Below are 23,297 nucleotides of genomic sequence, written 5' to 3'. Positions count from 1 at the left end.
CGAAAAACTGCAACTCTGGTATTGACCTTCCAGTCGCTGGAGACCCTACATCAGCAGCAACATAGAGTTTATTGGTGTTGTCATGACGGAAAATCTTACTACCCGATTTCAAATTACGGGCATGAACTGCGCCTCCTGCGTGGGCCGCGTTGAGCGTGCGCTGGCGGCCGTCCCCGGTGTGTCGGAGGCGACCGTCAATCTGGCGAGCGAAAGCGCCCGCGTCAGCCATGATGCAAAAGTCACGGCTGCGGATCTGGCCGATGTTCTGGAGGGGGCAGGCTATCCCGCCGTGACCGAGGAAGTCACGCTGCAGATTGCGGATATGTCCTGCGCGTCCTGCGTCGGTCGTGTGGAGCGGGCATTGCAGAGCGGTGATGGTGTGCTGACCGCATCCGTCAATCTGGTGGCAGAGACGGCCACGATCCGCTATGCGGCGGCGGCGATCACCCCTGCAGAAATTGCAGCCCTCGCCACCGAAGCGGGCTACCCGGCGCAGGTGAAATCGGCGGAGATGTCTGACCAGCAGGACCGGAAAGCGGAGGAAATCCGCAGTCTGGCACGACGCACCCTGTTGGCCGCGGCGCTTGCCCTGCCGGTGTTCATCATAGAAATGGGCAGCCATGTCATTCCGGGGATGCACCACCTGATCTCCTCTACTATCGGGTTGCAGACCAGCTATTACCTCCAGTTTGCATTGACCCTGATTGTGCTGTTCGGACCGGGCTTGCAGTTCTATACCAAAGGCTTCCCGGCGCTGTTCAAGGGGGCACCGGATATGAACTCGCTTGTTGCGCTGGGAACCTCGGCCGCTTTCGGGTTTTCTCTGGTGTCCACATTTGCGCCCGATGTCCTGCCGACGGGCACCGCCAATGTTTATTACGAGGCGGCGGCGGTTATCGTTGTCCTCATCCTGCTGGGTCGTCTGCTGGAGGCACGGGCCAAGGGCCGGACCGGTGAAGCGATCCGCAAACTTGTGGGATTGCAGGCAAAAACCGCGCGGGTTGAACGTGACGGCAGGGTCGTGGAACGGCCAATCGACGACATCGTGGCGGGCGATACCGTGCATGTGCGCCCCGGGGAAAAGATCGCCGTGGACGGGGTTGTGCTCAGCGGGGCCTCCTATGTCGACGAAAGCATGATCACCGGCGAACCGGTCCCGGTTGAAAAGACCGAGGGCGCGCAGGTTGTCGGTGCGACGGTCAATGGCACAGGTGCGCTGACGTTCCGGGCAGAGAAGGTCGGCAGCGACACCATGCTGGCCCAGATCATCCGCATGGTGGAACAGGCGCAGGGTGCGAAATTGCCTATTCAGGGACTTGTGGACCGGATCACACATTGGTTCGTCCCTGCTGTCATCGCGGTTGCGGCGCTGACGGTTGCGATCTGGTTCATGTTCGGGCCGGATCCGGCGTTGAGCCTGGCTCTGGTTGCGGGTGTTGCGGTGCTGATCATCGCCTGCCCCTGCGCGATGGGGCTGGCCACGCCAACCTCGATCATGGTTGGCACCGGGCGCGCCGCAGAACTGGGTGTCCTGTTCCGAAAGGGCGATGCGCTGCAAATGCTGCAGGAAACCACCGTTGTGGCGCTGGACAAGACCGGCACGCTGACAGCGGGGAAACCGGCGCTTACGGATCTGAGACTGGCGGAGGGCCGACGGGAAACCGATGTGCTGGCGCTGGTTGCCGCAGTGGAACAGCACTCCGAACACCCGATCGCCGAGGCCATCGTGCAAGCCGCCCAGTCGCGCGGGCTTCAGATACCTGCAACGACATCCTTTCAGTCCATCACCGGCTATGGGGTGAGGGCGGAGGTTGACGGGCATCAGGTGCTTGTTGGTGCCGACAGGCTGATGGTCCGGGACGGCGTGGAACTTGGCGCCCTCGCCGAGCAGGGCAGGGCGCTGGCGGGCAAGGGGAAAACACCGCTCTTTGCCGCCATCGACGGCAAGATTGCCGCCGTGATCGCAGTGGCCGACCCGGTAAAGCCCACCACCCCGCAGGCCATCGCGGAGCTACACCGGCTTGGGCTGAAGGTGGCGATGATCACCGGCGACAATGAGGTCACCGCAAAAGCGATCGCTGCGGATCTTGGGATTGATCATGTGGTGGCCGAGGTTCTGCCCGAGGGCAAGGTTGCCGCGCTGGACGATCTGCGCATGGGGAGCGGCAAACTGGCCTTCGTCGGCGATGGGATAAACGACGCGCCCGCCCTGGCTGCCGCCGATGTTGGCATCGCCATTGGCACTGGCACGGATGTCGCCATCGAAGCTGCCGATGTTGTCCTGATGTCGGGCGATCTGACCGGGGTCGTGAATGCGTTCAACCTGTCGCAGCGGACCATGAAGAATATTCGTCAGAACCTGTTCTGGGCGTTTGGCTATAACACCCTGCTGATCCCGGTTGCAGCGGGGGTGCTCTACCCGTTCGGTGGACCGCTTCTGTCGCCGGTGCTGGCCGCCGGGGCGATGGCCTTGTCGAGCGTTTTTGTCCTGACCAACGCGCTGCGGCTCAGATGGGTGCGCCCGTCGATGGCCCCCTCAGAAGCCGCCGCGCGGCCGGAACCGGGCGCTGTCACCGCCCGGGCCTAGCGCCAGCTCAACGCCACGGGCATGAGCGGCCAGATCAGGCGCGGCAAATGTAGATCAACTGCGATCCATTGAGGCAGGCAGCGGTGGTTGCCTGCCTCAGCTTATGACAGACCTATGCGTGTCGGGATCGAGCGCCGGGTGGTGCTTAGCTGGGGCGGGCACTCAGGCGGTGGCGCCCCGCCCCAGTGCGGCTGCCACGGTGGCTGCCAGATCGTGCGGGTGCGAAGGTTTCTGCAGGAGCGGGGCCTCAACCGGGCCCATCTCGGCGGCGGTGAAACCGATGTAGCCCGACGTGTAGACAACCGGGACGCCCGGTCGCAGGGCGCGGATGCGGCGGGCCAGTTCAAAACCACTGATGGAGCCCGGCATCACCACATCGGTCAGCAGCAGATCAATAGACGCCTCACGCCCTGCCAGATCCAGCGCCTGCTGCGCCGATGACGTCGCAAGCACCTGATAGCCAAGCTCCTCCAGCACGCCGCTCATCATCGACAGCAGCTCGGGTTCGTCCTCCGCCAGAAGAATGGTCTCGCCATTGCCGCGGATCGCCGCACCGTCGCTGACGGGCGCTTCACGCTCGCCCTGCTCGGTCCCGCGCGGCAGGATCATTTGCACGGTGGTGCCGATGCCGGGTTCGGAATAGATCCTGAGATCACCATTGGCATTGCGGGCAAAGCCGTAGACCATCGACAGGCCCAGCCCGGTGCCCGCAACGCTGCCTTTGGTGGTGAAGAACGGGTCGGTGCAGCGGGCCACCGTTGCCTCGTCCATGCCGGGGCCATTGTCGGTGACCGACAGTTCCACGTAGCGATAGATGCCGGGTTCTGAGCCGGGTGCGGCGCTGTTGTCATGATCGCGCTGGTCTGCGTCTAGGTCGTCGTCGGTCGAGAGCACCGCGCGGGCCGTCAGGGTGATCCTGTCACCGCGACCGCTGTGCAGTATCGCATCCCGGCTGTTCAGCACCAGATTCATCAGTGCCGTTTCCAGCTGGGCCGGATCACAATAGACCCGCAATCCGGGGTCAACCGGATCGCAGGCGAGCTGGATCCGTTCCTCGATCATGGAGCCGATCAGCTCCTCGAAATCTGCAAAAACCTCATCGACAGGTTTGGCCATGGCAAGCCCCGGCTGGCGTTTGGCAAAGGCCAGCAGCCGAGCCGTGAGCGCGCGGCCTTTGTCGATTGCGCCAGCTGCAATGTTGAGAAACCGCGCCCTGCTGTCCGGCGTCTCGGAGCTGCGCGCCAGTTCTACGGCGTAGAGCATGGAGGCCAGCAGATTGTTGAAATCATGAGCGATCCCGCCGGTGAATTGGCCGAGGGCATCCAGCCGATTCTTGCGTTCGCTTGCCAGTCGGTTGCGTTCTTCGCTGGAAATATCGTCGATCACAAGAACCAGCGAGATACCGTGTTCCTCATTGTCCAGAACGGCGCTTGTGACGCGGACATAGCGATAGTCCTCGCTGTCGGCGTGGCGGCGCAGCAGATGGGTTTCGCCGGTCAACACATGGCCTGAGCGGGCGCGGCGGATCGGGTCGGCGCTGTCTTCAAGCGGGGTGTTGCTTTCACTGTCGAGAAAATAGATATCCTGCGGCCAGGCGAATGGCACCGGTTGCGAGACACCCCCCAACATGCGACGGGCGCGGCGGTTGATGCGAATGATCTGGCCGTCGCGATCCAGTGCGACAATACCGCTGGTGGCGGCATTCAGCACGGTTTCCAGCTCGTCGCGGATCTCTGCCACCTCAGCGGCTTGTCTGGCCTTTTCAGCGGCGGTGCGGCGTCGGGCGCGCAATTGGCCGGCGCCAAGAATACCCAGCAGAACCAGAACACCGCCCACAAGACCATAGCCCAGCAGCGCAAGCCGGTCCGAGGTCCAGAACACTGCCGGTTCAAAATACTGACGGCGCAGCTCGGCGTAATCGGCGGACACCAGATATTGCGGCAGGGCCAGATCCAGCTTGTCGCGGATTTCGCCCAGACCAAAGCGCAGCGCGGCAGCGCGTTCCGTGGTCAGCAGCGCGGGGAGCGCCTCGGTTATGCTCTCAGGATCGCCCCATCGCGCCGCCGCCAGGGGCAGGGTGTCAGATTGATAGATCACCGCGTCGATCCGCCGATCCTGCAACGCCGCCAGCAGGTCCCTGGCCTCTGCCATCGCAATGATGGTCCAGCCATTGGCGGTTGCCAGCGCGATCGCGGCTGCGTTGTCTGATCGCAGGCCGATGCGGCGCCCTTGCAAATCCTCGGGCCGCCTCAGCTCTGCGGCATCCGCCGGACGGGTAAAGACGGATTGATCCGTGGCCAGAATGGGATGGGCAAAATCCATCCTTGCAGAACGTTCGGTCGTGACGCTGGCGGCGGGCAGGATATCGTAGGTGTCCGACTGCGGCCCGCGTCGCCAGTCGTCGTCGCTGATGCTGTGGAATGCCAGTTTCAGCCCGGTGCGCCCTGCCAGATCGCGTAGGGTCTCGACGCCAAAACCTGAAAAGCTGCCATCCGGTTCGATCACCTGATAGGGCGGCGCGTGGCGCACGCCGACGCGAAGCACCTCGGGGGCGGGCAGTGGAATGTCCAGAAAATACTTGCGCAGCAGATTATCTAGTCGACGGTCGCCTTCGATCCGGTCCAGCGCGGCTTCGATGTCAGGCAGCAGGTCGGCACGGCTTTGATGCAGGGCGATGAACCTCTCGAACTGCCGCAAGGGCGGGTTCAGGAAGCTGACCCGGCCATCAACGGACGCCAGTTTCGCGATGTTGAAAGCGACGGGCTCCGGGATCAGCACGGCGTCAACCCGCTCTGACAGCAGCGCCATGATTGCGGCCTCGGGTGACTCGAACTCCACGGCCGTGTTGCGCGCGAGAAAGGCCTGCTGCTCCGATCCGACAGCCGGGGGCACGATGCCCACCCGCCTGCCGCTGAGCGAGGTGGTCGAGAGGGATTGCGCCTGTGCGATACGGACCATCGGGCGCAGGGTTTCACGCGAAATGCTGCGGGAAAACACATTGGTGTCGCGCAGTGCGGGCAGCTGTGCAATGCCCGCGATCATATCGGTCCGCCCGGTGGCCTGTGACTCGACGAACTCGCGGCTGGTGGACAGCGGAACCAGCGTGATGCCGGTGCCGAGTTCGCCCGCGATCTCCTCGGCGAGCTCAACCAGGAACCCGTTTGCCTGCCCATCAGGATCCAGCTGCGCGAAAGGCGGGATCGGCAGCACACCGATCCGTAACGGCTCCGGGGCCTGCTGCGACCACACGGGCGGGGCTATGGCAAGAACCGCCAGCAAGGCCACGCCGCGCCAAACCTGTCTGATCATGTCTCGAACGCTCCGCCTTGCCTCTGCCCGCCTGATGCTGCCCGCCTGATATCGCCGGTCCGATGCCGTCAGGCTACCACCTGTCCGGGCGCAATGTCGGATCAAACCGACCAACAGTTGCAATCAAAACGAATTGTCGCAGCCAACACAATTGATCAATCCCGGGCTGGCCGTTAAAACCGATGCGGCATGGGAAACATCAGCAATCCGGTCGGCGTTTCGGCGCAGTTATGTGGTACTGGTCCGTTTGAAAAGGGAATGCGATGGCAAATCTTCTGGTTCTCGAAGACGACGAGGTTTTTGCCGACCTGTTGCAGGTCTCGCTGGAGCGGGCCGGGCATTTCCCGATCTTCTGCGCGGACGCAACTCAGGCCATTGCTCAATACGATGAATATGACTTCGATCTGGTAATCGCCGATCTGATCGTAAAGAAAAACAACCGTGCGGTGCCGGATGGCGGCGTGATCCTGCTTGCCTTCCTGCAGGGGCGTGCCCGAGAGGGCCACAAGATCCCGCCGGTTATCTCAATGTCCGGTGCAACCAGAGCCCCGGGGCTGGAGAATCTGTTGGTCACGTCACGCGATCTTGGGGCCACGGCTTCGCTGACCAAACCCTTTGAACCAATCGAGCTGCTGTCCCTGATCGACGAGCTGCTGGAGAGCGAAGTCTGATCGGCGCCACCAGAAACCGGGGCGTCGACCGTTTTTTCGGAGCCTGATCAGTCAGCGCCGCTGCATGCTGCGGGGCATCTCTGACAGGATCTCGGCGCCATCTTCGCGCAGGATCACGATCTCCTCCAGACGCACGCCGAAACGATCCTTGAGGTAAATCCCCGGTTCGATGGAGAACACATTGCCTGCGCGCAGCTCAACCTCCGATGTCGCGGTGATATAGGGCGGTTCATGCACGTCGATGCCCAGCCCGTGGCCGGTGCGATGCAGGAATTGCGCCCCATAGCCGGCGGCGGCAATCGTCTCGCGGGCGGCACGGTCGACCTCACTGGCGCGCACGCCGGGTTTTGCCGCCTGAACAGCTGCCTTTACCGCGGCCTCGACCACTTCGAACACCTGCTCATATTCCGCTTCCGGTGTGCCGAACCAGCCGCAGCGGGTCATGTCAGAGGGGTAGCCATTCAGACGGCATCCCGTGTCGATCAGCACAGCCATATCGCGGCTCAGCCGCGTGTCCCCGGTGTGGTGATGCGGGAAGGCGCCATTGGCGCCAAAGCCGACGATAGTGAATTCTGCGCTGGCGCCATGGGCCTTGTAATATTCATGCAGGATGGCCTGCACATCCAGCTCGCTCATGCCTTCTTCGAGACGGGAGAATGCTTCGGTCACGGCGGCATCATTCAACAGATGCGCAGCCTTCAGCGCGTCATATTCCGCGTCGTCCTTCATCGCGCGCAGCAGGCCAACGGTATCATCGGTAAAGCGGCGGCTGGGCGCGTCCATCGCATCCAAAACCCGCAGGGCAAAATCGGCGCGCATGGTTTCATCCAGCACCACCGACAGGCCGCCTGCTGTGGCATCGCAGTCGCTCAGCAGCGTGGCAAGGGCCGCATCCGGGCCTTCGTCATCCGACCAGCAGCGAAATGGCAGGTCGGTTGCCGTGCGCGCGGCATCAGCATTAAGCGCCGGCATCAGAAATCCCGCATGGCTCTGGCTGACCATCAGCATCACCGGGCGTTCGTCGCCATGGGGGTTCACACCCGACAGCCACATCATATGGCTGGAGGGGCCTAGCACCACCAGATCGGTGGCGGTTTCTGTCATGCGGTGACGCAGCCGGTTCAGCCGGTCTGCATAGGGGGGCGTTGTCATCTATCTGGCTCCTGCCGCGCGCCCGGTTGTGAGGGGCGGGGCGTCTTGATTGCGGTCGACATTGGAAAAAGGGGCCGGCTCATGTCAGCACCGGCCCCGAGCGGCCTGCCCCCCGTCAGACAGGGGACAGGCCTAGGCACCAGGGGGCGCTTGAATCAGTTCTTTTCCACCAGACGGTAGAAAACAAAATCAGAGGTCGCACCGTTCACATAGCCGGAGACATCCGCGTCCATCGCCACCTGATAGGCCGCCTGGAACATGATCACGATGGGGGAGTTTTGCTGTACCTCGGCCTGCAATTCGCGGTACATCTCCAGCCGTTTTTCAGGATCTGCCTCGGTGAGGGCAGCCTTGGTCTTGGCGTTCATCTCCTCCGGCACAGCCCAGGCGTTGCGCCAGGTGGTGGTCGCCGCATAGCTGTCGTCCGAGTTGTCGGAATTATAGGCAAAGGCCTTGGCGTTGGAATGCGGGTCCATGAAATCCGGGCCCCAGTAGAGCAGCATCGCCTCATGGCTGCGCTCGCGATATTTGGTGATCACCTGACTGCCGGTGCCGGGGAGGATTTCAAAGTTGATCCCCGCGTCGGCAAAGCTGGCCTGTAGGGACTGCGCCATATCGGTAAAGGGGGCCGCGTTGATCACATCCAGCGAGACGGTGATCGGGGTTTTGATCCCGGCGTCGCTGAGGATGGACTTGGCCCGCTCCGGGTCATAGCCGAACGGGGTCTCATCGTAGGAGCCGGGAAAGCCCTTGGGCCAGAACGCCTGATGGATCTCCATCTGGCCGTTGATGATGGTATCGGTCATCCCCTTGTAATCCACCAGATAGCGCGCGGCCTCCCAGACAGCCGGATCGGTCAGACTGTCGGTCTTCTGGTTGAAGGACAGGAAATGCACCGCAGCCTGCGGGTAGGTCTCCACCTTGATGGTATCGCTGTCAAAGCCGCGGATCTGATCGGGCGTCAGGTTGCGGGCCATGTCGATATCGCCGGATTCCAGCAGCAGTTCCTGCGTCGCCGCCTCGGCCACATGGCGGATGATGACGCTCTCCATCTTCGGCGCGCCTTTGAAATAGGCGGGGTTTGCCGCCAGCCGCACCATCTGCGCCGGGCGGTAGCCCTGCAGCTTGAACGGGCCGGAGCCTGCGGCGTTTTCATTCAGCCAGCCATTGCCCATGTCGCCGTCCACGGCATTGGCCATCACCACCTCTTTGTCCACCACCGAGGCGGGGCGGGCGGCCAGTACGTTCATGACAAAGGCGGGTGAGAAATCGCCTTCGTATTTGATGGTGATGCTATTGCCATCTGCGGTGACCATCTGATCGACATTCTCCGCCGTCCAGCCCAGCTGCGTCAGAATAAAGGCGGGGGTCAGGTTCAGCTTGATCACCCGGGCAAGCGAGAACACCACGTCCTCGCTGCGCACCGGATTGCCCGAGTGGAACACCGCATCATCGCGCAGGGTAAAGCGGATGGTCTTGGCCTCCGCGTCGATGTCCCAGGCGCTGGCAAGGCCCGGCGCCAGAACGGTGGGATCCTCGGCGTCATATTGCACCAGCCGGTCGTAAAGGTTGGTCACCAGCTCGCCCGAGGTGAACTCATAGGCCTGTGCGGGGTCAATGGCGACGATATCGTCGATGTTCTGCGCCACGATCAGCGCATTGGCGGGCGTATCTGCAACAGCGGCGCTCGCCAAGGGCAGGGCCATCACGCTGGCCAGCAAGGCGGATTTCACGAGGTTCATGTCAGTCTCCCTGTTTTGATGTCTTGTTGTCTGCCGCATCGGCTCTGCCCACTGGGGAGCGATCCGGGTCACGGCAGGTTGGGGGTATTCTTGCTGTGCAAAACGCTGAGCGTGCCGGTCCACAACAGCCGCGCGGGCTGTTCGGTCGGATTGCTCCAGGAATGTGAGGTAAGGCCGCTGTAATGCAGGCTGTCGCCGGCGGTAAGGCGGAACACCTGCCCGTCCAGCGACTGGTCGATCTCGCCCTCCAGCACATAAAGCATCTCTTCGCCCTCGTGGCTGACCTCTTCGGAGACGTATCCGGGCGGGACATGCAGGATGTAGCTGGACAGCTCCGCGCCCGGAAACTGCGCGCCGAGCGCCTCATAGGTGAGTGACGATCCCGCCAGTGAAAACTGCGTGCGCGTTGCCGCCCGCGTCAGCGCATCCGACGGCTTGGGCGTGGCGATGAAATACTCCAGCCCCACCTCCAGCGCTGCGGCAATCTGCGCCAGCGTGCCCAGCGTCGGGGTGGCGTTGTCGCGCTCCACCTGGCTCAGATAGCCCACCGACACCCCGGCGGTATCACCAAGCGCCTGAAGCGTCAGCCCCATCTGCTTGCGCCGCTTGCGGATCAGCGCGCCCAGCATCGGCCCCGTGCTGCTGCGGGTCTTGGCGGGTTTGGCGGCAGGGCTGGCAGGGGTCATCGGTGGCTCTCGGTTTGGGCTTGCTTCGGGCAGCTTAGGAAAAAAATTATTGTGAAGCAAAAAAATTTTGCTATCGAGAAAAATAATATTTATTCCTGATGGTGTCGCGCCGACCGTCCGCCGATCGGATGCGGTGCGGATCGACCATGTGGAGGGCAGGATATCTTGACCAGAGCAGCACAGAAACGGCGCGCAATTCTGCGCTGGGGGCAGGGGCTTGCCGGTTTTGCCATCGTGTCGACGCTGACCTTTCTCGGGCTTCTGGCGATCACGTTTTTCATTGGCCGTGTGGTGCCGATTGATCCGGTTCTGTCCGTGGTCGGCGACCGCGCGACACAGGATCAATATGACGCGGCGCGGGTTGCCATGGGGCTGGACCGGCCGCTGGTGATCCAGTTTTTCTCCTATGTGGGCGATGTGTTTCAGGGCGATCTGGGGCGTTCCGTTTCCACCAACCGGCCCGTCGTGTCCGACCTCGCGCGGGTGTTTCCCGCCACGCTGGAGATGGCCACGCTGGGCATACTGATTGGTGTGATGATGGGCGTGCCCATGGGCGTCTGGGCCGCCGCCCGACAGGGCACCTGGGTCGACCAGATCATCCGCGTCTTTGCGCTGCTGGGCTATTCGGTGCCCGCCTTCTGGCTGGGGCTGGTTGGTCTGGCGGTGTTTTATGCGGGTCTGGGCTGGGTCGCGGGACCGGGGCGGGTCGATATCTTCTATGATGGGCTGATCGAGCCGGTCACCGGCCTGCTGCTGGTGGACAGTCTGCTGGTCGGCGACACCGAGGTGTTCTGGAACGCGCTCTCGCATCTGGTGCTGCCTGCGGCCATCCTCGGGTTTTTCAGCCTCGCCTATATCGCGCGCATGACCCGCAGCTTCATGCTGGACCAGCTCAGTCAGGAGTTCATCACCACCGCCCGCGTCAAAGGCGTGCCGGAATGGAAAGTGATCTGGGTGCATGGGTTCAAACCGATCCGGGTGCCGCTGATCACCGTAATCGGCCTCTCCTATGCCGCTCTGCTGGAAGGGTCGGTGATGATTGAGACGGTGTTCAGCTGGCCCGGCATCGGCAATTACCTCACCGTGGCGCTGCTCAATGCGGATATGAATGCCGTGCTTGGCTCGACGCTGGTGATTGGCGCGGTCTTCATCTTCATCAACAAGATCTCGGATGTGCTGTACCGGGTTCTTGATCCAAGGAGCCTGTGATGCTGAGCCGCGACTGGTTGCTGGACGACTCCCCCACCACACGGACCCAGGCCACCGCAGGGCGCGCCTATCGTATGACGCTGGCGCTGATGCGCAACCCGCTGGCAGTGCTGGGGGCACTGATCATCACGATCCTCATTCTTGCAGCGGCGCTGGCGCCCTGGATCGCGCCGCATAGCCCGGTGGGGCAGGACCTGTCCTCCCGCCTTTTGCCGCCTTCCGCCGCCCATTGGATGGGCACTGATGAGCTGGGGCGCGATATCTTCTCCCGCGTGGTTTACGGCGCGCGCATCACGCTGATGATCGTGGCGCTGGTGGCGGTGATCTCGGCGCCGCTGGGGCTGATCATCGGAGCGATTTCGGGCTATTTCGGCGGCTGGATCGACCGCATCCTGATGGGGATAACGGACGTCTTCCTGTCGATGCCCAAGCTGATTCTGGCGCTGGCCTTTGTTGCCGCCTTGGGGCCGGGGATCGAAAACGCGATCATCGCCATCGCGATCACCGCATGGCCTGCCTATGCCCGCATCGCACGGGCCGAAACGCTGACCTTCCGCAACGCTGAATTCATCGCCGCGACGCGTCTGCTGGGGGCCTCGCACAGCCGGGTCATCCTGCACCACGTGCTGCCGCTCTGTACCTCCTCGATGATCGTGCGGGTGACGCTGGATATGGCCGGGATCATCCTGACGGCGGCGGGTCTTGGGTTTCTGGGTCTGGGCGCGCAGCCGCCGCTGCCGGAATGGGGCGCGATGATCTCGCGCGGGCGGGTGTTCATTCTGGACCAATGGTGGGTGGCGACCATGCCCGGCATTGCCATCATCGTTGTCAGCCTTGGCTTCTGTTTTCTTGGTGACGGGTTGCGCGATGTGCTGGACCCCAAACAGGGGGGCAAGTCATGAGCCAATCCACGTCCACACCCCTGCTGGAGGTCGACAACCTCCGCGTCAGCTTCCCGACACCCCAGGGGCGGGTAGAGGTGGTCAAGGGGCTGAGCTTCACATTGGGCCGCGAACGCCTCGGTATCGTCGGCGAGAGCGGATCGGGCAAATCCATGACCGGCCGTGCGATCCTGCGGCTGATCCGCCGCCCGGGCCAGATGACGGCGGACCGGCTGGCGCTGGAGGGGCAGGAGCTGCAAACACTCAGCGAACGTCAGATGCGCAATATCCGCGGCGCGCGGATTTCGATGATCATGCAGGATCCGAAATTCTCGCTCAATCCGGTGATGACCATCGGCGCACAGATCGCCGAGGCGCTGGATGTCCACGAACGTCTCAGCCGCCGCGACACCCGCGCCCGCGTGCTGAAGATGCTGGAGGCGGTGCGCATCAACGACCCCGAACTGGTGGCGCAGATGTATCCTCATCAGGTCTCGGGCGGCATGGGGCAGCGGGTGATGATCGCGATGATGCTGATCCCGCGCCCGGATCTGCTGATTGCGGATGAGCCGACTTCGGCGCTGGATGTCTCGGTACAGGCGCAGGTGCTGGATCTGATTGATGATCTGGTGCGGGACAAGGGCATGGGGCTGATCCTGATCAGCCATGATCTCAATCTGGTGGCGCGCTACTGCGACCGGATCATGGTGATGAATGCCGGCCGCGTGGTCGAAAGCTGCGTCGCTGCCGATCTGCACAAGGCCAGCCACCCCTATACCCAAGGTCTGCTGGCAGCGGTGCCCCGGATGAAGGAAACCCGCGACACGCTGCCTGTGCTGGACCGGTCAAGCTGGAGTGGCACATGACAGCGATATCTCTGAAAAACCTCGATATTTCCTACGGCGACAACAGGGTGGTGCAGGGCGTCACCCTGGATGTGGCCGAGGGGGAGAGCTTTGCCCTGGTCGGCGAAAGCGGATCTGGCAAATCCACCGTGCTGAAGGCGATTGCCGGGCTTGCGCCTGACTGGACCGGCGAGATCTCGGTTCTGGGTCAGCCGCGCAGCCACGGGATTGATCGCGCCTTTTCGCGAAGCTGCCAGATGGTGTTTCAGGATCCCTACGGCTCATTGCACCCGCGCAAACCGGTCGACTGGGTGCTGCGGGAGCCCCTGCGGGTGCATGGCATCGGCGCGCGCGACGCCCGCGTGGCAGAGATACTGGCCGCTGTCGGCCTCGACCAGCGGTTCCGCTTTCGCTATCCGCATCAACTGTCCGGTGGGCAGCGCCAGCGGGTCGCGATTGCGCGGGCGCTGATGCTGGAGCCCAAGGTGATGCTCCTGGATGAGCCGACCTCGGCGCTGGATGTTTCGGTGCAGGCGGAGATCCTGAACCTGCTGAAGGCGCTGCGCCATGCGCAGGGGCTGACCTATCTGATGGTCACCCATAACCTGCCGGTTGTCAGCTTCATGTGTGACCGTATGGCGGTGATGAACAAGGGGCGCATTGTCGAGATCGCCCCGGCAGAGGCGCTGCATGACGGCGCCTTTCGCGATCCCTATACTCAGGCGCTCTATGCCGCCAGCGGTGGCGCGGAGCTGACCGTGTGACAGCTGCCGGACTGACCATCAATCACGACAGCAGACCCGACCCCATGCCAAAGGACAGACCCGATGCCCGACGATAACATGCGCAGCCGCCGAACAGACGATGCTCCCGCCGAGGCGCTGCGCCATTTCACCAACGCGCTGGCCGCCGCCACAACGGCCGAGGCGGCCTATGATGCACTCTGCGCGCTGACCAAGGCCACCGTTGGGGCAAAGCTGTTCACCGTGATGACGGTGGATATGGGCGCGATGCTGGCCTGTCGCACCTATACCGACGACAGTGTGAATTACCCGACCTCCGGCACCAAACCGATCGAGATGAACAGCTGGTTCGATATCGTCCACGGTCAGCACCGCAGTTTCGTTGCGAATACGCTGGAAGAGATCGACGCGGTGTTTCCCGACGCCGAGCTGATCGGCGCGCTGGGCTGTGGTGCGGTGATCAACCTGCCGGTTCTGCTGGAGGGGGAATTGGCCGCGACCATCAATATCCTGCACGAGCCGGGGTACTACACGCAGGCGCGGGTTGCGCAGGCGAAAGAGCTGTTGAAGCTGCCCGCCATGGCAACGCTGGCGGTTGCGCGACAGCTCTGATCGCCGCTGAAGGCCGAGGCGGTCCTGCCCGCCGACCCGCAGGCTCTCATGGATAGCCAACAGAGAAAGCCGCGCGGCGGCCGACTCTCTCTTGTAGGCGGTATGATGCGCGCGGCGCCGAGAGGTCCCCGCCCGGATCTGCCTCCCTGCACCGGGCTGGACGTCGGGCTGGACGTCGGGCTGCCCGGGACCGCTGCCGTCAGTCTTCGAGGCTGTCCTCGCGTTTTTCGTCAATCAGGCCGCGTTCCTCTTCCTTGCGCTTCTGGAAACGTGTGCCATAGCCTTCGATCTCCTCATCGGAGATGATCTCCTTGGCCCGGGTAAACACCTCGTTTTCCTCTTCCTCCATGTGGTGTTCGTAGTCGTGCTTCAGCTGCTGGAACTTGCTCATCCACAGGTCGGAGGACATTTTCATCACGTTGAGCTCTTCCATCAGATCGTCGAGCTGCTGGTGCTCATGCACGGAATGGCGGGCCGCATCCTGACCCCAGGTCTGGCTGATCAGCTTTGAGTAGAAGGTTTCTTCCTCGGCGGCGGCGTGGCTTTTCACATCCTCGTAGAAGCGTTTCCAGAGGGCGCCGCGCGCCTCAACCTTGCTGTCCTCGATCGAGGCGAGCAACTCGCGGTGGGCGTCATGGTCCTGTTTGATGGCGTCATAGATGGATGGCATAGCGGCTCTCCGGTTGATTGACCTATCTGGGCTGAGCCTCCCCGCCAGGGCTCTGGCCGCCGGGAGACAGGGAAAGAACGCCGCAGCCGGGCGGAGTGTTCCCGCAGACCGCAATATTATGCGCAGGATCCGGGTCGCGACCCATGGCCGGTGCAATTAGGTCAGGATGAGCATTGCCATGTGAGGCTGATATGACCCTTGAGACGACGCTTGCCCTGCTCGTGTTTCTGTTCCCGCTGGCCTATAGCCCGGGACCGGGCAATCTGTTCTTTGCCGCCAACGGCGCGCGGTTCGGGATGCGCGCCACGATCCCGGCCACGGCCGGCTATCATATCGCCACGGCGCTGGTGACCCTCTTGATCGGATCCAGCGCCCTGCTGGCTCAGGCGGTCTCGCAGGAGGCGTTTCTATGGCTGACGCTGGCCGGGGCGGCCTATGTCCTGTGGCTGGCCTGGGGCATGTGGTGCGCCGACGGGGCGGCCTCAGGGGCACAGGCGCGACCAGCGCGCTTTGGTGATGGTGTGGTGTTGCTGCTGCTGAACCCGAAGGCCTATGTGATCATTGCGGTGATGTTCAGCCAGTTTCTGGCGCCCGCTGATCCTGCGCGCACCGCCGATGATGCAGCGCCCCTTCTTTTTTCGGGACAGCTGGGGCTGGTCATGATCATCACGCTGATCTTCACGCTGAACAATCTGGTGGCGTTTTCGATCTGGACATGGATCGGCGAGGGGCTTGCACGATGGATCTTCCGCGATGATCGGGCGCGCAAGATGAACCGGGGGTTTGCCCTGCTGCTGGCGGCTGTCGGCCTCTGGATGCTGTTGATCTGACTGCTAATCCGACGGGGCCTGTCTTGTCCCGCGGCGGATTTCGACCGATCGCCCCATCAACAAAGCAGCGTAAAAAACGCGAGAGGATCGTGCCCGCGCCCGCAGGGGTGGAACATTTTTGCATCGGTGACGTTGGGTCTGTGAGCGAGCACGGAGCCCATTATGTTGGAAAGTGATCTGAGTACCGAGGCGGGTTTTGCCTCTCCCCTTGACGGCCGGTCGGCGGGACGCGCGGATGCGCAGGACGCTGTCAAATCGCTGCCGCAGATGTCTGGGGCCCGCACCGCCGCCGATGATCGCAAGGTCGGCGTCGAGATCGAGTTCGGTGGCCTCTCCGCCGCCGAGGCGCAGGACATTGTCCAGCGCGAACTTGGCGGCGACATCCATGCGCAGGATGACACCGACGGCCCCAAGCCTCATGTCAAGAACACCCGGCTGGGCGATGTCGAGGTCTATCTGGACAGCCGCTACCGGACCGAAGTCCACGGGCTGGGCAAGGCACTGTTCTCCCTCGCAGAGCCGCTAATCCCTGTTGAAATCGTGACCCCGCCGCTGGCGCAATCGCAGCTGCCGCAGCTGGATCGGCTGTGTTCCGAACTGGCAGAGGCGGGGGCCACGGGCACGCAGGACGGCGTGCTGAACGGCTTTGGCGTACATCTGAATGTCGAAGTAGCGGATATGACGGCGGATCACATCGTCCCGGTGCTTACCGCCTTTGCTCTGCTGGATCCCGTGCTGCGCCGCAGCCCGGGCATCGACGTGTCGCGCCGGGTGCAGCCCTTTATCGCGCCCTATCCGGCGGCGCTGATTGATGCCCTCTGTGAGCACCCGCCAAAGACGATGGAGGCGCTCTGCGACCTCTATCTCCACCATGCGGCGGATAGAAACCACGCGCTGGATCTGCTGCCACTGCTGGCCGATTACGCGCCCGATCGCGTGCGCGCCGCGCTGGGCGAGGATGACAAAACCGCCGCCCGTCCGGCCTATCACTACCGTCTGCCGGATTGCCGTCTGGGCCAGCCGGGGTGGTCCATCAGCCAGGAATGGAACCGCTGGGCAGAGCTGGAACAGATCGCCCGCGACGGTCGGCTCGACCCGCTGATCAAGGCCTGGCGGAGCCGCCCGCGCAGTGAACAGCTGCTGAACCGCGAATGGGCCAAACACGCGGCCGACGTCCTGAACACCGCAGCACGAGGAGATGCCGCATGAAACCGGTTATTGCAGTCACCGTCTCGCGCCGCAGCGGCTGGCGGATCTTTCCCCTGATGGCCCTGAACATCTGGCTGGCCGGTGGCCGCGCCGTGCGCTGGCAAAGCGGCCGCGCCGCCGATCTGGCGCAGGTGGATGGTGTGGTCATCGGTGGCGGAGACGACATCGCCCCAACGCTCTACAAGGGGCAGATCATGCCGGAGGTCCGTCTGGACCCCGAGCGCGACGCGCTTGAGGCTGATATCGTGCGGCAGGCAACCCAACAGGATGTTCCGCTTCTGGGGATCTGTCGCGGGGCGCAGATGCTGAATGTAGCCCGCGGGGGCGCGCTCTATCAGGATGCCTATGCCTTTTACGGGTTGGAAAACTACAAGACAGTGCTCCCCCGCAAGAAGGTCACGATCACCAACAACAGCACACTGCGGCGTATCCTCGGGGTGCCTGAGCTGAAGGTCAACGCGCTGCACAGCCAGTCGGTCAGCAGCCTCGGGCAGGGGCTGCGTGTCACCGGGCGCGATCAGTCCGGCATGGTGCAGGCGATCGAGGATCCGGGCCGTCGGTTTGCAGTCGGGGTGCAGTGGCATCCTGAGCATCTGTTCTACCAGCCCGCCCATCTGAACCTCTTTCGCGCGCTGGTCGAGGCGGCGAGATCCAAACGCGACGACCCGGTCGAAGCGCTGGACATGGCCGGCTGATCGGCCCTGACACTTTCCCCGAGGCTTTGCAGTCTGAACGAAAAAAACGCCCGGATCACTCCGGGCGTTTTCTATGGTCTAGGGGCAGCATGTCGCCCGAACACGCCGATGCGTGATCAGCCGATAATGCCGTTCAGCGTGGCGCTGGGGCGCATGACGGAGGCGGTTTTCACCGGATCGGTGTGGAAATAGCCGCCCAGATCAACCGCCTTGCCCTGAACCTCGGCCAGCTCCGACAGGATCTGCTCTTCCTTGGCCGCCAGCTCTGCGGCGATGGGCGCGAAATGCGCGGCCAGTTCGGCGTCATCCCCCTGCGCGGCCAGCGCTTCGGCCCAGTAGCGGGCAAACCAGTAGTGGCTGGCGCGGTTGTCCGGCTCACCCACCTTGCGCGAGGGCGAGCGGTTGTGATCCAGAATGCCCTGCGTCGCCGCCTCGGCAGCGGCACCCAGTACGCCAGCCTTGGCGTTGCCCTTGCTGTCGGCGAGGAAGTTCAGCGATTCACCCAGAGCACAGAATTCGCCCATCGAGTCCCAGCGCAGGTGGTTTTCTTCAACCAGCTGCTGCACGTGCTTGGGCGCAGAGCCGCCGGCCCCGGTTTCAAACAACCCGCCACCGTTCATCAGCTTCACGATCGACAGCATCTTGGCCGAGGTGCCCAGCTCCAGGATCGGGAACAGGTCGGTCAGATAGTCGCGCAGCACGTTGCCGGTGATGGCGATGCTGTCCTTGCCTGCGGTGATGGTTTCAAGGCTCTGGCGGGTGGCTTCGCGCGGCGCCATGATCTGGAACTTATCGGCCACGCCAGCTGCGTTCAGCACGGGCTGCACGTATTTGATCAGCTCGGCGTCATGGGCGCGGTTGGCGTCCAGCCAGAAAATCGCCTCGGAGCCGGTCAGCCGCTGACGGTCCATCGCCAGCTGGATCCAGTTTTCGATCGGGGCCTTTTTCACGGTGCAGGCGCGCCAGATATCACCGGCCTCGACCTCGTGCGAATGCAGCGTCTCGCCATTTGCCAGCACGATACGGATGGTGCCATCTGCGGCCGCTTCGAAGGTGGTCGGGTGCGAGCCGTATTCCTCTGCCTTCTGCGCCATCAGACCGACGTTGGCGACGGAGCCTGCGGTGGTCACGTCGAGCGCACCATTGGCTTTGAAGAAATTGATGCTCTCGTCATAGACGGTGGAATAGCAGCGGTCGGGGATCACGCAGTTGGTGTCGCCCTTGTTGCCCGCTTCGTCCCAGCCCTTGCCACCGGCACGGATCACCGCAGGCATGGAGGCATCGATGATCACATCGGAGGGCACATGCAGGTTGGTGATGCCCTTGTCGCTGTCCACCATATACATGGACGGACGGTCCAGCACGGCGATCTCTGCCTTGATCGCATCGCCATTGGGCAGGCCGTCGATGGTTGCCAGAACCGCACCAAGGCCCGAGTTCGCCGAGCCGCCAGCCGCTTCGATTTCAGCGCCGTATTTGTCCCAGACCGGGCCCAGCCATGCCTTCACCGCGTGGCCAAAGATGATCGGGTCGGAGACCTTCATCATGGTGGCTTTCATATGCAGCGAGAACATGGTGCCATCGGATTTGGTGTCTTCAATCGCGTCCGTCAGGAAGGAAGACAGCGCCTTGGCCGACATGAAGGTTGCATCGGCAACGGTGCCCTCTTCCAGCGGCCAGCTGTCCTTCAGCACGGTAACGGCGCCGTCCTTGCCGACAAACTCGATCTTCGCGGTCCCGGCCTGCGCGGCGGAGATGGTGGCGGAGACTTCGTTGGCGTAGAAATCATTGCCCGGCATCGAGGAGACTTTGGTCTTGCTGTCAGCGGACCATTTGCCCATCGAATGCGGGTTGTTCTGGGCAAAGTTCTTCACCGCGCGGGCAGCGCGACGGTCCGAGTTGCCTTCGCGCAGCACCGGGTTCACAGCCGAGCCCTTGATGGTGTCATAGCGCGCGCGGATCTCTTTTTGCGCATCGGTCACCGGGTCCGCCGGATAGTCGGGGATGTCGAACCCCTGCGCCTGCAACTCGGCAATCGCGGCGGTCAGCTGCGGCACCGAGGCCGAGATATTCGGCAGCTTGATGACATTGGCTTCGGGGGTCTTCACCAGCTCGCCCAGTTCGGCCAGATCGTTGCTCTGACGCTGGGTGTCGCTCAGCGCTTCGGGGAAGGTCGCAAGGATGCGGCCCGCCAGCGAAATGTCCTTGGTCCCGACGGAGACGCCCGCCGCATTCGCAAAGCTGCGGATGATCGGCAACAGAGAGGCGCTGGCCAGCTCGGGGGCTTCGTCTACGATGGTATACAAAATGTCGGGGGTCGAATTTTCTGCCATATTCCACAACCTTTTTTCAGCGATATCGGAAACTTGGGTGAGCGGTCGGCGCTGCACCTGATGGACGGGGTGCTGCTGCCCGGTGAGGATGCGGCGGGCGGTCATCTTGGGTCAGAACTGGTCTGACAGACCGGCAGCCCGCAAGGACAACAGCCATTCATATGGCCCCCGTGTAAATCAGGTCGCGCGCGGGTGCAATTGCCGGCATGGGCTTTGTGAGGCGCAGATTGCCGCGCTTTTGAGATTATTGGCGCGTTTTGGCGCCATTGGCCTCGATTCTATGCGATTGCGACAGGCAGGGGCGGGTCACATGCGCGACTCGGTCGCGCTCAGCTGCGCCAGCGCAGCAGGTGGCGTTCGATCAGCCCGATCAGGCTGCTGACCAGCACCCCCAGCACCGACAGGATCGCCACACCGGCAAACAGCCGCTCCAGATCATAGAGCGACCCGGCCTCCAGAATATACGCACCAATGCCATGCTCCGCCCCCAGCATTTCAGCGGCCACCAGCAGGATGATGGCAATCGCCAGGCTGATGCGCAGGCCGGACAGGATACCGGGCATCGCCCCCGGCAGCACGATCTTGCGGACAATCGACAGCCATGACAGGTTGAAACTCTGCCCCATGCGGATCAGCGAGCGGTCGACATTGTCCACCGCGCCATAGGTGGCCACGACGGTGGGCGTAAAGGTGCCAAAGGCGATCAGCGCATATTTGGACCCTTCATCAATGCCGAACCAGATCACAAACAGCGGCAAAAGCGCGATCTTCGGGATCGGAAATAGCGCCGCCACCAAGGGCACCAGCCCCGCGCGCACATAGGAAAACAGCCCGATCATCAGCCCGACGCCAATACCGACGCTGGCCCCCAAGGCCGCGCCCACGACCAATCGCGATAGCGAGACGCTGACGTGGGTCCACAGCAGGCCGGTGGCATAGAGTTCCTGCAACGTCGCCAGCACATCGCTGGGGCGCGGCAGTGTGAGGTTGGAAATCCAGCCCTGACGGGTGCCAAGTTCGGCCAGAAGCAACAGCAGCACAAAGACCAGCCCGCCCACCCAGCGCCCGCCGCGGGGGGCAAAGCCGCCGCCGCGAAACTGAACCGGGCGGATCGCCGGTGTTGCGGGGGTGCCCGCCGTCTTACCGGGCTGCGCCCCGGCCAATTGGGTGTCAGACATTCATCAGCTCCGCATCCGCCGCCCGCGCCTCGTCACGCATCAGCTGCCACAGGTATTTCTGTTTCTGTTCAAGCTCAGCATCGCCAAACTCGCGCTCGGCCAGCGGTGTGTCCAGTTCCACGATCTCGCGAATCTGGCCGGGACGGCGGGACAAGACCACGATGGCATGACCCAGCCGCACCGCCTCGGCCAGATTATGGGTCACATAGACGGCGGTGAAGGGCGTGCGCGTCCAAAGCGCGACCAGATCATCCATCAGCAGTTCGCGGGTCTGGCTGTCCAGCGCCGACAGCGGCTCATCCATCAGCATCACTGCCGGGTTCACGGCAAGCGCCCGTGCTATTGCCACCCGCTGTTTCATCCCGCCCGACAGCTGCTTGGGCAGCGCCTCGGCAAAATCACTCAGCTTGGTGCGCGCCAGAACATCGTCAATGATCCGTGCCGCTGCCGCGCCGCGAATGCCGTGATCCTCCAGCACCAGGCTGATATTGCCCCGGACCGTGCGCCATGGCAGCAGGGCAAAATCCTGAAACACATAAGTCAGCGGATTAAGACTGCCCTCGGGCGGCTGCCCCACCTGCAGGACCTCGCCTTGGCTAGGGCGTTCCAACCCGCCGATGAACCGCAGGAGGGTGGATTTGCCACAGCCGGAGGGGCCGACGATACAGACGATCTTGCCGCTGGGGATCTCCAGCGTGATGTCCCGTAGGACCGGGATGTCGTCATAGGCATGGCCCACCCCGGACAGGCGAATATCCATAGTCTTGCTCCGCGCATGAGAGGGCCGGGGCAGGCCGCCCCGGCGCTGGTGCCGGTCTGGGTCACCGGCATAGTCAGTTGTGCGTCACCGGTCCGGTGATCAGCCGATGGTGTCGACGTAGCTGGAGTCGATGATCGTCTCCAGCGTGATATCCGCATCCACCAGCTTTTCGGCCTGGAACCATGCCAGCTGATCCGCCAGCGATCTGGTGTTCATCGCCGCCCCTTCGTTCAGACGCATGGTGCCATTGATGATCGACTTGGCGGCTTTCTCGCGGGGGCGATCTGCGTAGACATATTTGTGGATCAGATCGACCATCTGGTCGACGCCTGCATCACCGCTGGCCCGGTCGATCATGGTGGCGTTGTAATCGGAGACACCGCGGCTGTAGGCGCTCAGGAAATCGCGGGTCATCTGCTGCTCACCGCTGGCATTGCTGGCCGAGGTGAACACCGTCGTCACCTGATAGTCAGGCAGATAGTCCGCCACATCACCGATGATATGCACAGCGCCCGATCCTGCCAGCGGCTTGGCGATATGAGGCACGATGGACCAGGCATCAATCTGCCCTGATTTCAGCGCGCCGATGATCGCACCGACCTTTTGCAGCGGCTTGAAGGACAGCGAGACACCTTCCTTCTGCGCCATCCGCGACCCCATGTAGTGGAACGAGGAACCGGCGGTGGTCATGCCAAAGCTCTTGCCGTCCAGCGCCGCCGGGCTGGTGACCCCGGCCTGATAGGCGGCGTCGGAGACCAGGATCTTCTGCCCGTCGATACCCGGCTCCTCCGACAAGGCGCCACCGATCACCTTGATTGCACCGCGATCGGCCAGCGAGATCAGCCCGCCCGACATCGCGGTGATCGCATAATCCACATCGCCCGAGGCAATCGCCACCGACATCGGCGAGGCCGCCTGGAAAAACCGCAGCTCCACGTCAAGGCCCGCATCAGCGAAATATCCGCGCTCCTGCGCGATGAAGCTGGCTGAATGGCTGGTAAAGCGCAGCGCCCCCAGCACGATCTTGCGATTGCTTGCCAGCGCCGGTGTCGCCAGCCCCGCAGCTGCGGCAGCACCGCCAAGTGCTGCAAGCGTGCGGCGGCGTGTCCAATTGGTCATCTCTCAAATCCTCCCTCTTATGTTGGTGTCCCATCGGGTCGGTCAGGCCCGCTGATATCTAGTCTC

The 23,297-nt window shown here is 63.1% G+C and carries 19 protein-coding genes; 10 read left to right on the top strand and 9 right to left on the bottom strand.

Annotated elements, in window-relative coordinates; genetic code table 11:
* Positions 1 to 82 precede the first annotated feature (82 nt).
* Positions 83 to 2,587, top strand: a complete 2,505-nt coding sequence (locus VWZ81_RS09095) for a heavy metal translocating P-type ATPase (protein ID WP_416543017.1) — start codon at positions 83 to 85, stop codon at positions 2,585 to 2,587.
* 162 nt (positions 2,588 to 2,749) lie between these two features.
* Here the strand turns inward: VWZ81_RS09095 and VWZ81_RS09090 are convergent, their stop codons facing one another.
* Positions 2,750 to 5,896 carry a transporter substrate-binding domain-containing protein gene (locus VWZ81_RS09090; protein ID WP_416543016.1) on the bottom strand — a complete coding sequence of 1,049 codons (3,147 nt, stop codon included), beginning with the start codon at positions 5,894 to 5,896 and terminating at the stop codon, positions 2,750 to 2,752.
* Positions 5,897 to 6,159: 263 nt separating this feature from the next.
* On the opposite strand from VWZ81_RS09090, the gene VWZ81_RS09085 reads away from it, so the two are divergent.
* A complete protein-coding gene (locus tag VWZ81_RS09085) occupies positions 6,160 to 6,567 on the top strand; it encodes a response regulator transcription factor (protein ID WP_416543015.1) in 408 nt (135 codons plus the stop codon).
* A gap of 51 nt (positions 6,568 to 6,618) precedes the next feature.
* Here VWZ81_RS09085 and VWZ81_RS09080 read toward each other — a convergent pair whose 3' ends face one another.
* From VWZ81_RS09080 to VWZ81_RS09070, 3 genes are all read right to left on the bottom strand, one after another.
* Positions 6,619 to 7,719, bottom strand: a complete 1,101-nt coding sequence (locus VWZ81_RS09080) for a M24 family metallopeptidase (protein WP_416543014.1) — start codon at positions 7,717 to 7,719, stop codon at positions 6,619 to 6,621.
* 155 nt (positions 7,720 to 7,874) lie between these two features.
* Complete coding sequence (locus VWZ81_RS09075) at positions 7,875 to 9,461, bottom strand: ABC transporter substrate-binding protein (protein ID WP_416543013.1); 1,587 nt, start codon at positions 9,459 to 9,461, stop codon at positions 7,875 to 7,877.
* A gap of 68 nt (positions 9,462 to 9,529) precedes the next feature.
* Positions 9,530 to 10,147, bottom strand: a complete 618-nt coding sequence (locus tag VWZ81_RS09070; protein ID WP_374015532.1) for a helix-turn-helix domain-containing protein — start codon at positions 10,145 to 10,147, stop codon at positions 9,530 to 9,532.
* 165 nt (positions 10,148 to 10,312) lie between these two features.
* Between VWZ81_RS09070 and VWZ81_RS09065 the strand changes: the two genes are divergently transcribed.
* The 5 genes from VWZ81_RS09065 to VWZ81_RS09045 all read left to right on the top strand — a co-directional run bounded on the left by VWZ81_RS09065 (position 10,313) and on the right by VWZ81_RS09045 (position 14,437).
* Entirely contained in the window at positions 10,313 to 11,356 is a 1,044-nt protein-coding gene (locus tag VWZ81_RS09065; protein ID WP_416543012.1) for an ABC transporter permease, read from the top strand.
* Entirely contained in the window at positions 11,356 to 12,258 is a 903-nt protein-coding gene (locus tag VWZ81_RS09060; protein ID WP_416540923.1) for an ABC transporter permease, read from the top strand. The genes VWZ81_RS09065 and VWZ81_RS09060 overlap by 1 nt, the downstream gene beginning before the upstream one ends.
* On the top strand, positions 12,255 to 13,103 hold the full coding sequence (locus VWZ81_RS09055) for an ABC transporter ATP-binding protein (RefSeq protein WP_416543011.1): 849 nt from the start codon (positions 12,255 to 12,257) through the stop codon (positions 13,101 to 13,103). The genes VWZ81_RS09060 and VWZ81_RS09055 overlap by 4 nt, the downstream gene beginning before the upstream one ends.
* Complete coding sequence (locus VWZ81_RS09050) at positions 13,100 to 13,846, top strand: ABC transporter ATP-binding protein (protein WP_416543010.1); 747 nt, start codon at positions 13,100 to 13,102, stop codon at positions 13,844 to 13,846. Before VWZ81_RS09055 ends, VWZ81_RS09050 begins: the two co-directional genes overlap by 4 nt.
* 63 nt (positions 13,847 to 13,909) lie before the next feature.
* Positions 13,910 to 14,437 (top strand): GAF domain-containing protein, encoded by a 528-nt coding sequence (locus VWZ81_RS09045; protein WP_416543009.1) that lies wholly within the window; start codon positions 13,910 to 13,912, stop codon positions 14,435 to 14,437.
* Between the two features lie 199 nt (positions 14,438 to 14,636).
* Here VWZ81_RS09045 and VWZ81_RS09040 read toward each other — a convergent pair whose 3' ends face one another.
* Positions 14,637 to 15,107 (bottom strand): hemerythrin domain-containing protein, encoded by a 471-nt coding sequence (locus tag VWZ81_RS09040; RefSeq protein WP_340547486.1) that lies wholly within the window; start codon positions 15,105 to 15,107, stop codon positions 14,637 to 14,639.
* A gap of 191 nt (positions 15,108 to 15,298) precedes the next feature.
* Here VWZ81_RS09040 and VWZ81_RS09035 point away from each other — a divergent pair, with 191 nt between their 5' ends.
* From VWZ81_RS09035 to VWZ81_RS09025, 3 genes are all read left to right on the top strand, one after another.
* Complete coding sequence (locus VWZ81_RS09035; RefSeq protein ID WP_416543008.1) at positions 15,299 to 15,937, top strand: LysE family translocator; 639 nt, start codon at positions 15,299 to 15,301, stop codon at positions 15,935 to 15,937.
* 162 nt (positions 15,938 to 16,099) lie between these two features.
* Positions 16,100 to 17,146: an amidoligase family protein gene (locus VWZ81_RS09030; RefSeq protein ID WP_416543007.1), complete on the top strand. Its 1,047-nt coding sequence runs from the start codon at positions 16,100 to 16,102 to the stop codon at positions 17,144 to 17,146.
* Positions 17,143 to 17,841 (top strand): gamma-glutamyl-gamma-aminobutyrate hydrolase family protein, encoded by a 699-nt coding sequence (locus tag VWZ81_RS09025; protein ID WP_416543006.1) that lies wholly within the window; start codon positions 17,143 to 17,145, stop codon positions 17,839 to 17,841. Before VWZ81_RS09030 ends, VWZ81_RS09025 begins: the two co-directional genes overlap by 4 nt.
* A 116-nt stretch (positions 17,842 to 17,957) precedes the next feature.
* Here the strand turns inward: VWZ81_RS09025 and VWZ81_RS09020 are convergent, their stop codons facing one another.
* From VWZ81_RS09020 to VWZ81_RS09005, 4 genes are all read right to left on the bottom strand, one after another.
* Positions 17,958 to 20,174, bottom strand: a complete 2,217-nt coding sequence (locus tag VWZ81_RS09020; RefSeq protein ID WP_416543005.1) for an NADP-dependent isocitrate dehydrogenase — start codon at positions 20,172 to 20,174, stop codon at positions 17,958 to 17,960.
* Between the two features lie 329 nt (positions 20,175 to 20,503).
* The gene (locus VWZ81_RS09015; RefSeq protein WP_416537557.1) at positions 20,504 to 21,352 is read right to left on the bottom strand and encodes an ABC transporter permease; all 849 of its coding nucleotides are present in this window, start codon (positions 21,350 to 21,352) and stop codon (positions 20,504 to 20,506) included.
* The gene (locus tag VWZ81_RS09010; RefSeq protein WP_416540917.1) at positions 21,345 to 22,112 is read right to left on the bottom strand and encodes an ABC transporter ATP-binding protein; all 768 of its coding nucleotides are present in this window, start codon (positions 22,110 to 22,112) and stop codon (positions 21,345 to 21,347) included. Before VWZ81_RS09010 ends, VWZ81_RS09015 begins: the two co-directional genes overlap by 8 nt.
* A gap of 99 nt (positions 22,113 to 22,211) precedes the next feature.
* Positions 22,212 to 23,231 (bottom strand): ABC transporter substrate-binding protein, encoded by a 1,020-nt coding sequence (locus tag VWZ81_RS09005; protein WP_416540916.1) that lies wholly within the window; start codon positions 23,229 to 23,231, stop codon positions 22,212 to 22,214.
* Positions 23,232 to 23,297 lie beyond the last annotated feature (66 nt).

The sequence above is a fragment of the Phaeobacter sp. JH20_34 genome, from assembly GCF_048056095.1.
Classification (GTDB): Bacteria; Pseudomonadota; Alphaproteobacteria; order Rhodobacterales; family Rhodobacteraceae; genus Phaeobacter; species Phaeobacter bryozoorum.
The sequence above is the reverse complement of the archived record's forward strand: the minus strand, read 5'-3'. Positions and strand labels throughout refer to the sequence as shown.

Coding starts and splice junctions, on each gene's coding strand:
- VWZ81_RS09070 (WP_374015532.1), bottom strand. CDS start 10,147: ATGACCCCTGCCAGCCCTGCCGCCAAACCCGCCAAGACCCGCAGCAGC.
- VWZ81_RS09045 (WP_416543009.1), top strand. CDS start 13,910: ATGCCCGACGATAACATGCGCAGCCGCCGAACAGACGATGCTCCCGCC.
- VWZ81_RS09055 (WP_416543011.1), top strand. CDS start 12,255: ATGAGCCAATCCACGTCCACACCCCTGCTGGAGGTCGACAACCTCCGC.
- VWZ81_RS09090 (WP_416543016.1), bottom strand. CDS start 5,896: ATGATCAGACAGGTTTGGCGCGGCGTGGCCTTGCTGGCGGTTCTTGCC.
- VWZ81_RS09085 (WP_416543015.1), top strand. CDS start 6,160: ATGGCAAATCTTCTGGTTCTCGAAGACGACGAGGTTTTTGCCGACCTG.
- VWZ81_RS09035 (WP_416543008.1), top strand. CDS start 15,299: ATGACCCTTGAGACGACGCTTGCCCTGCTCGTGTTTCTGTTCCCGCTG.
- VWZ81_RS09020 (WP_416543005.1), bottom strand. CDS start 20,174: ATGGCAGAAAATTCGACCCCCGACATTTTGTATACCATCGTAGACGAA.
- VWZ81_RS09025 (WP_416543006.1), top strand. CDS start 17,143: ATGAAACCGGTTATTGCAGTCACCGTCTCGCGCCGCAGCGGCTGGCGG.
- VWZ81_RS09050 (WP_416543010.1), top strand. CDS start 13,100: ATGACAGCGATATCTCTGAAAAACCTCGATATTTCCTACGGCGACAAC.
- VWZ81_RS09060 (WP_416540923.1), top strand. CDS start 11,356: ATGCTGAGCCGCGACTGGTTGCTGGACGACTCCCCCACCACACGGACC.
- VWZ81_RS09005 (WP_416540916.1), bottom strand. CDS start 23,231: ATGACCAATTGGACACGCCGCCGCACGCTTGCAGCACTTGGCGGTGCT.
- VWZ81_RS09095 (WP_416543017.1), top strand. CDS start 83: ATGACGGAAAATCTTACTACCCGATTTCAAATTACGGGCATGAACTGC.
- VWZ81_RS09075 (WP_416543013.1), bottom strand. CDS start 9,461: ATGAACCTCGTGAAATCCGCCTTGCTGGCCAGCGTGATGGCCCTGCCC.
- VWZ81_RS09030 (WP_416543007.1), top strand. CDS start 16,100: ATGTTGGAAAGTGATCTGAGTACCGAGGCGGGTTTTGCCTCTCCCCTT.
- VWZ81_RS09010 (WP_416540917.1), bottom strand. CDS start 22,112: ATGGATATTCGCCTGTCCGGGGTGGGCCATGCCTATGACGACATCCCG.
- VWZ81_RS09080 (WP_416543014.1), bottom strand. CDS start 7,719: ATGACAACGCCCCCCTATGCAGACCGGCTGAACCGGCTGCGTCACCGC.
- VWZ81_RS09040 (WP_340547486.1), bottom strand. CDS start 15,107: ATGCCATCCATCTATGACGCCATCAAACAGGACCATGACGCCCACCGC.
- VWZ81_RS09015 (WP_416537557.1), bottom strand. CDS start 21,352: ATGTCTGACACCCAATTGGCCGGGGCGCAGCCCGGTAAGACGGCGGGC.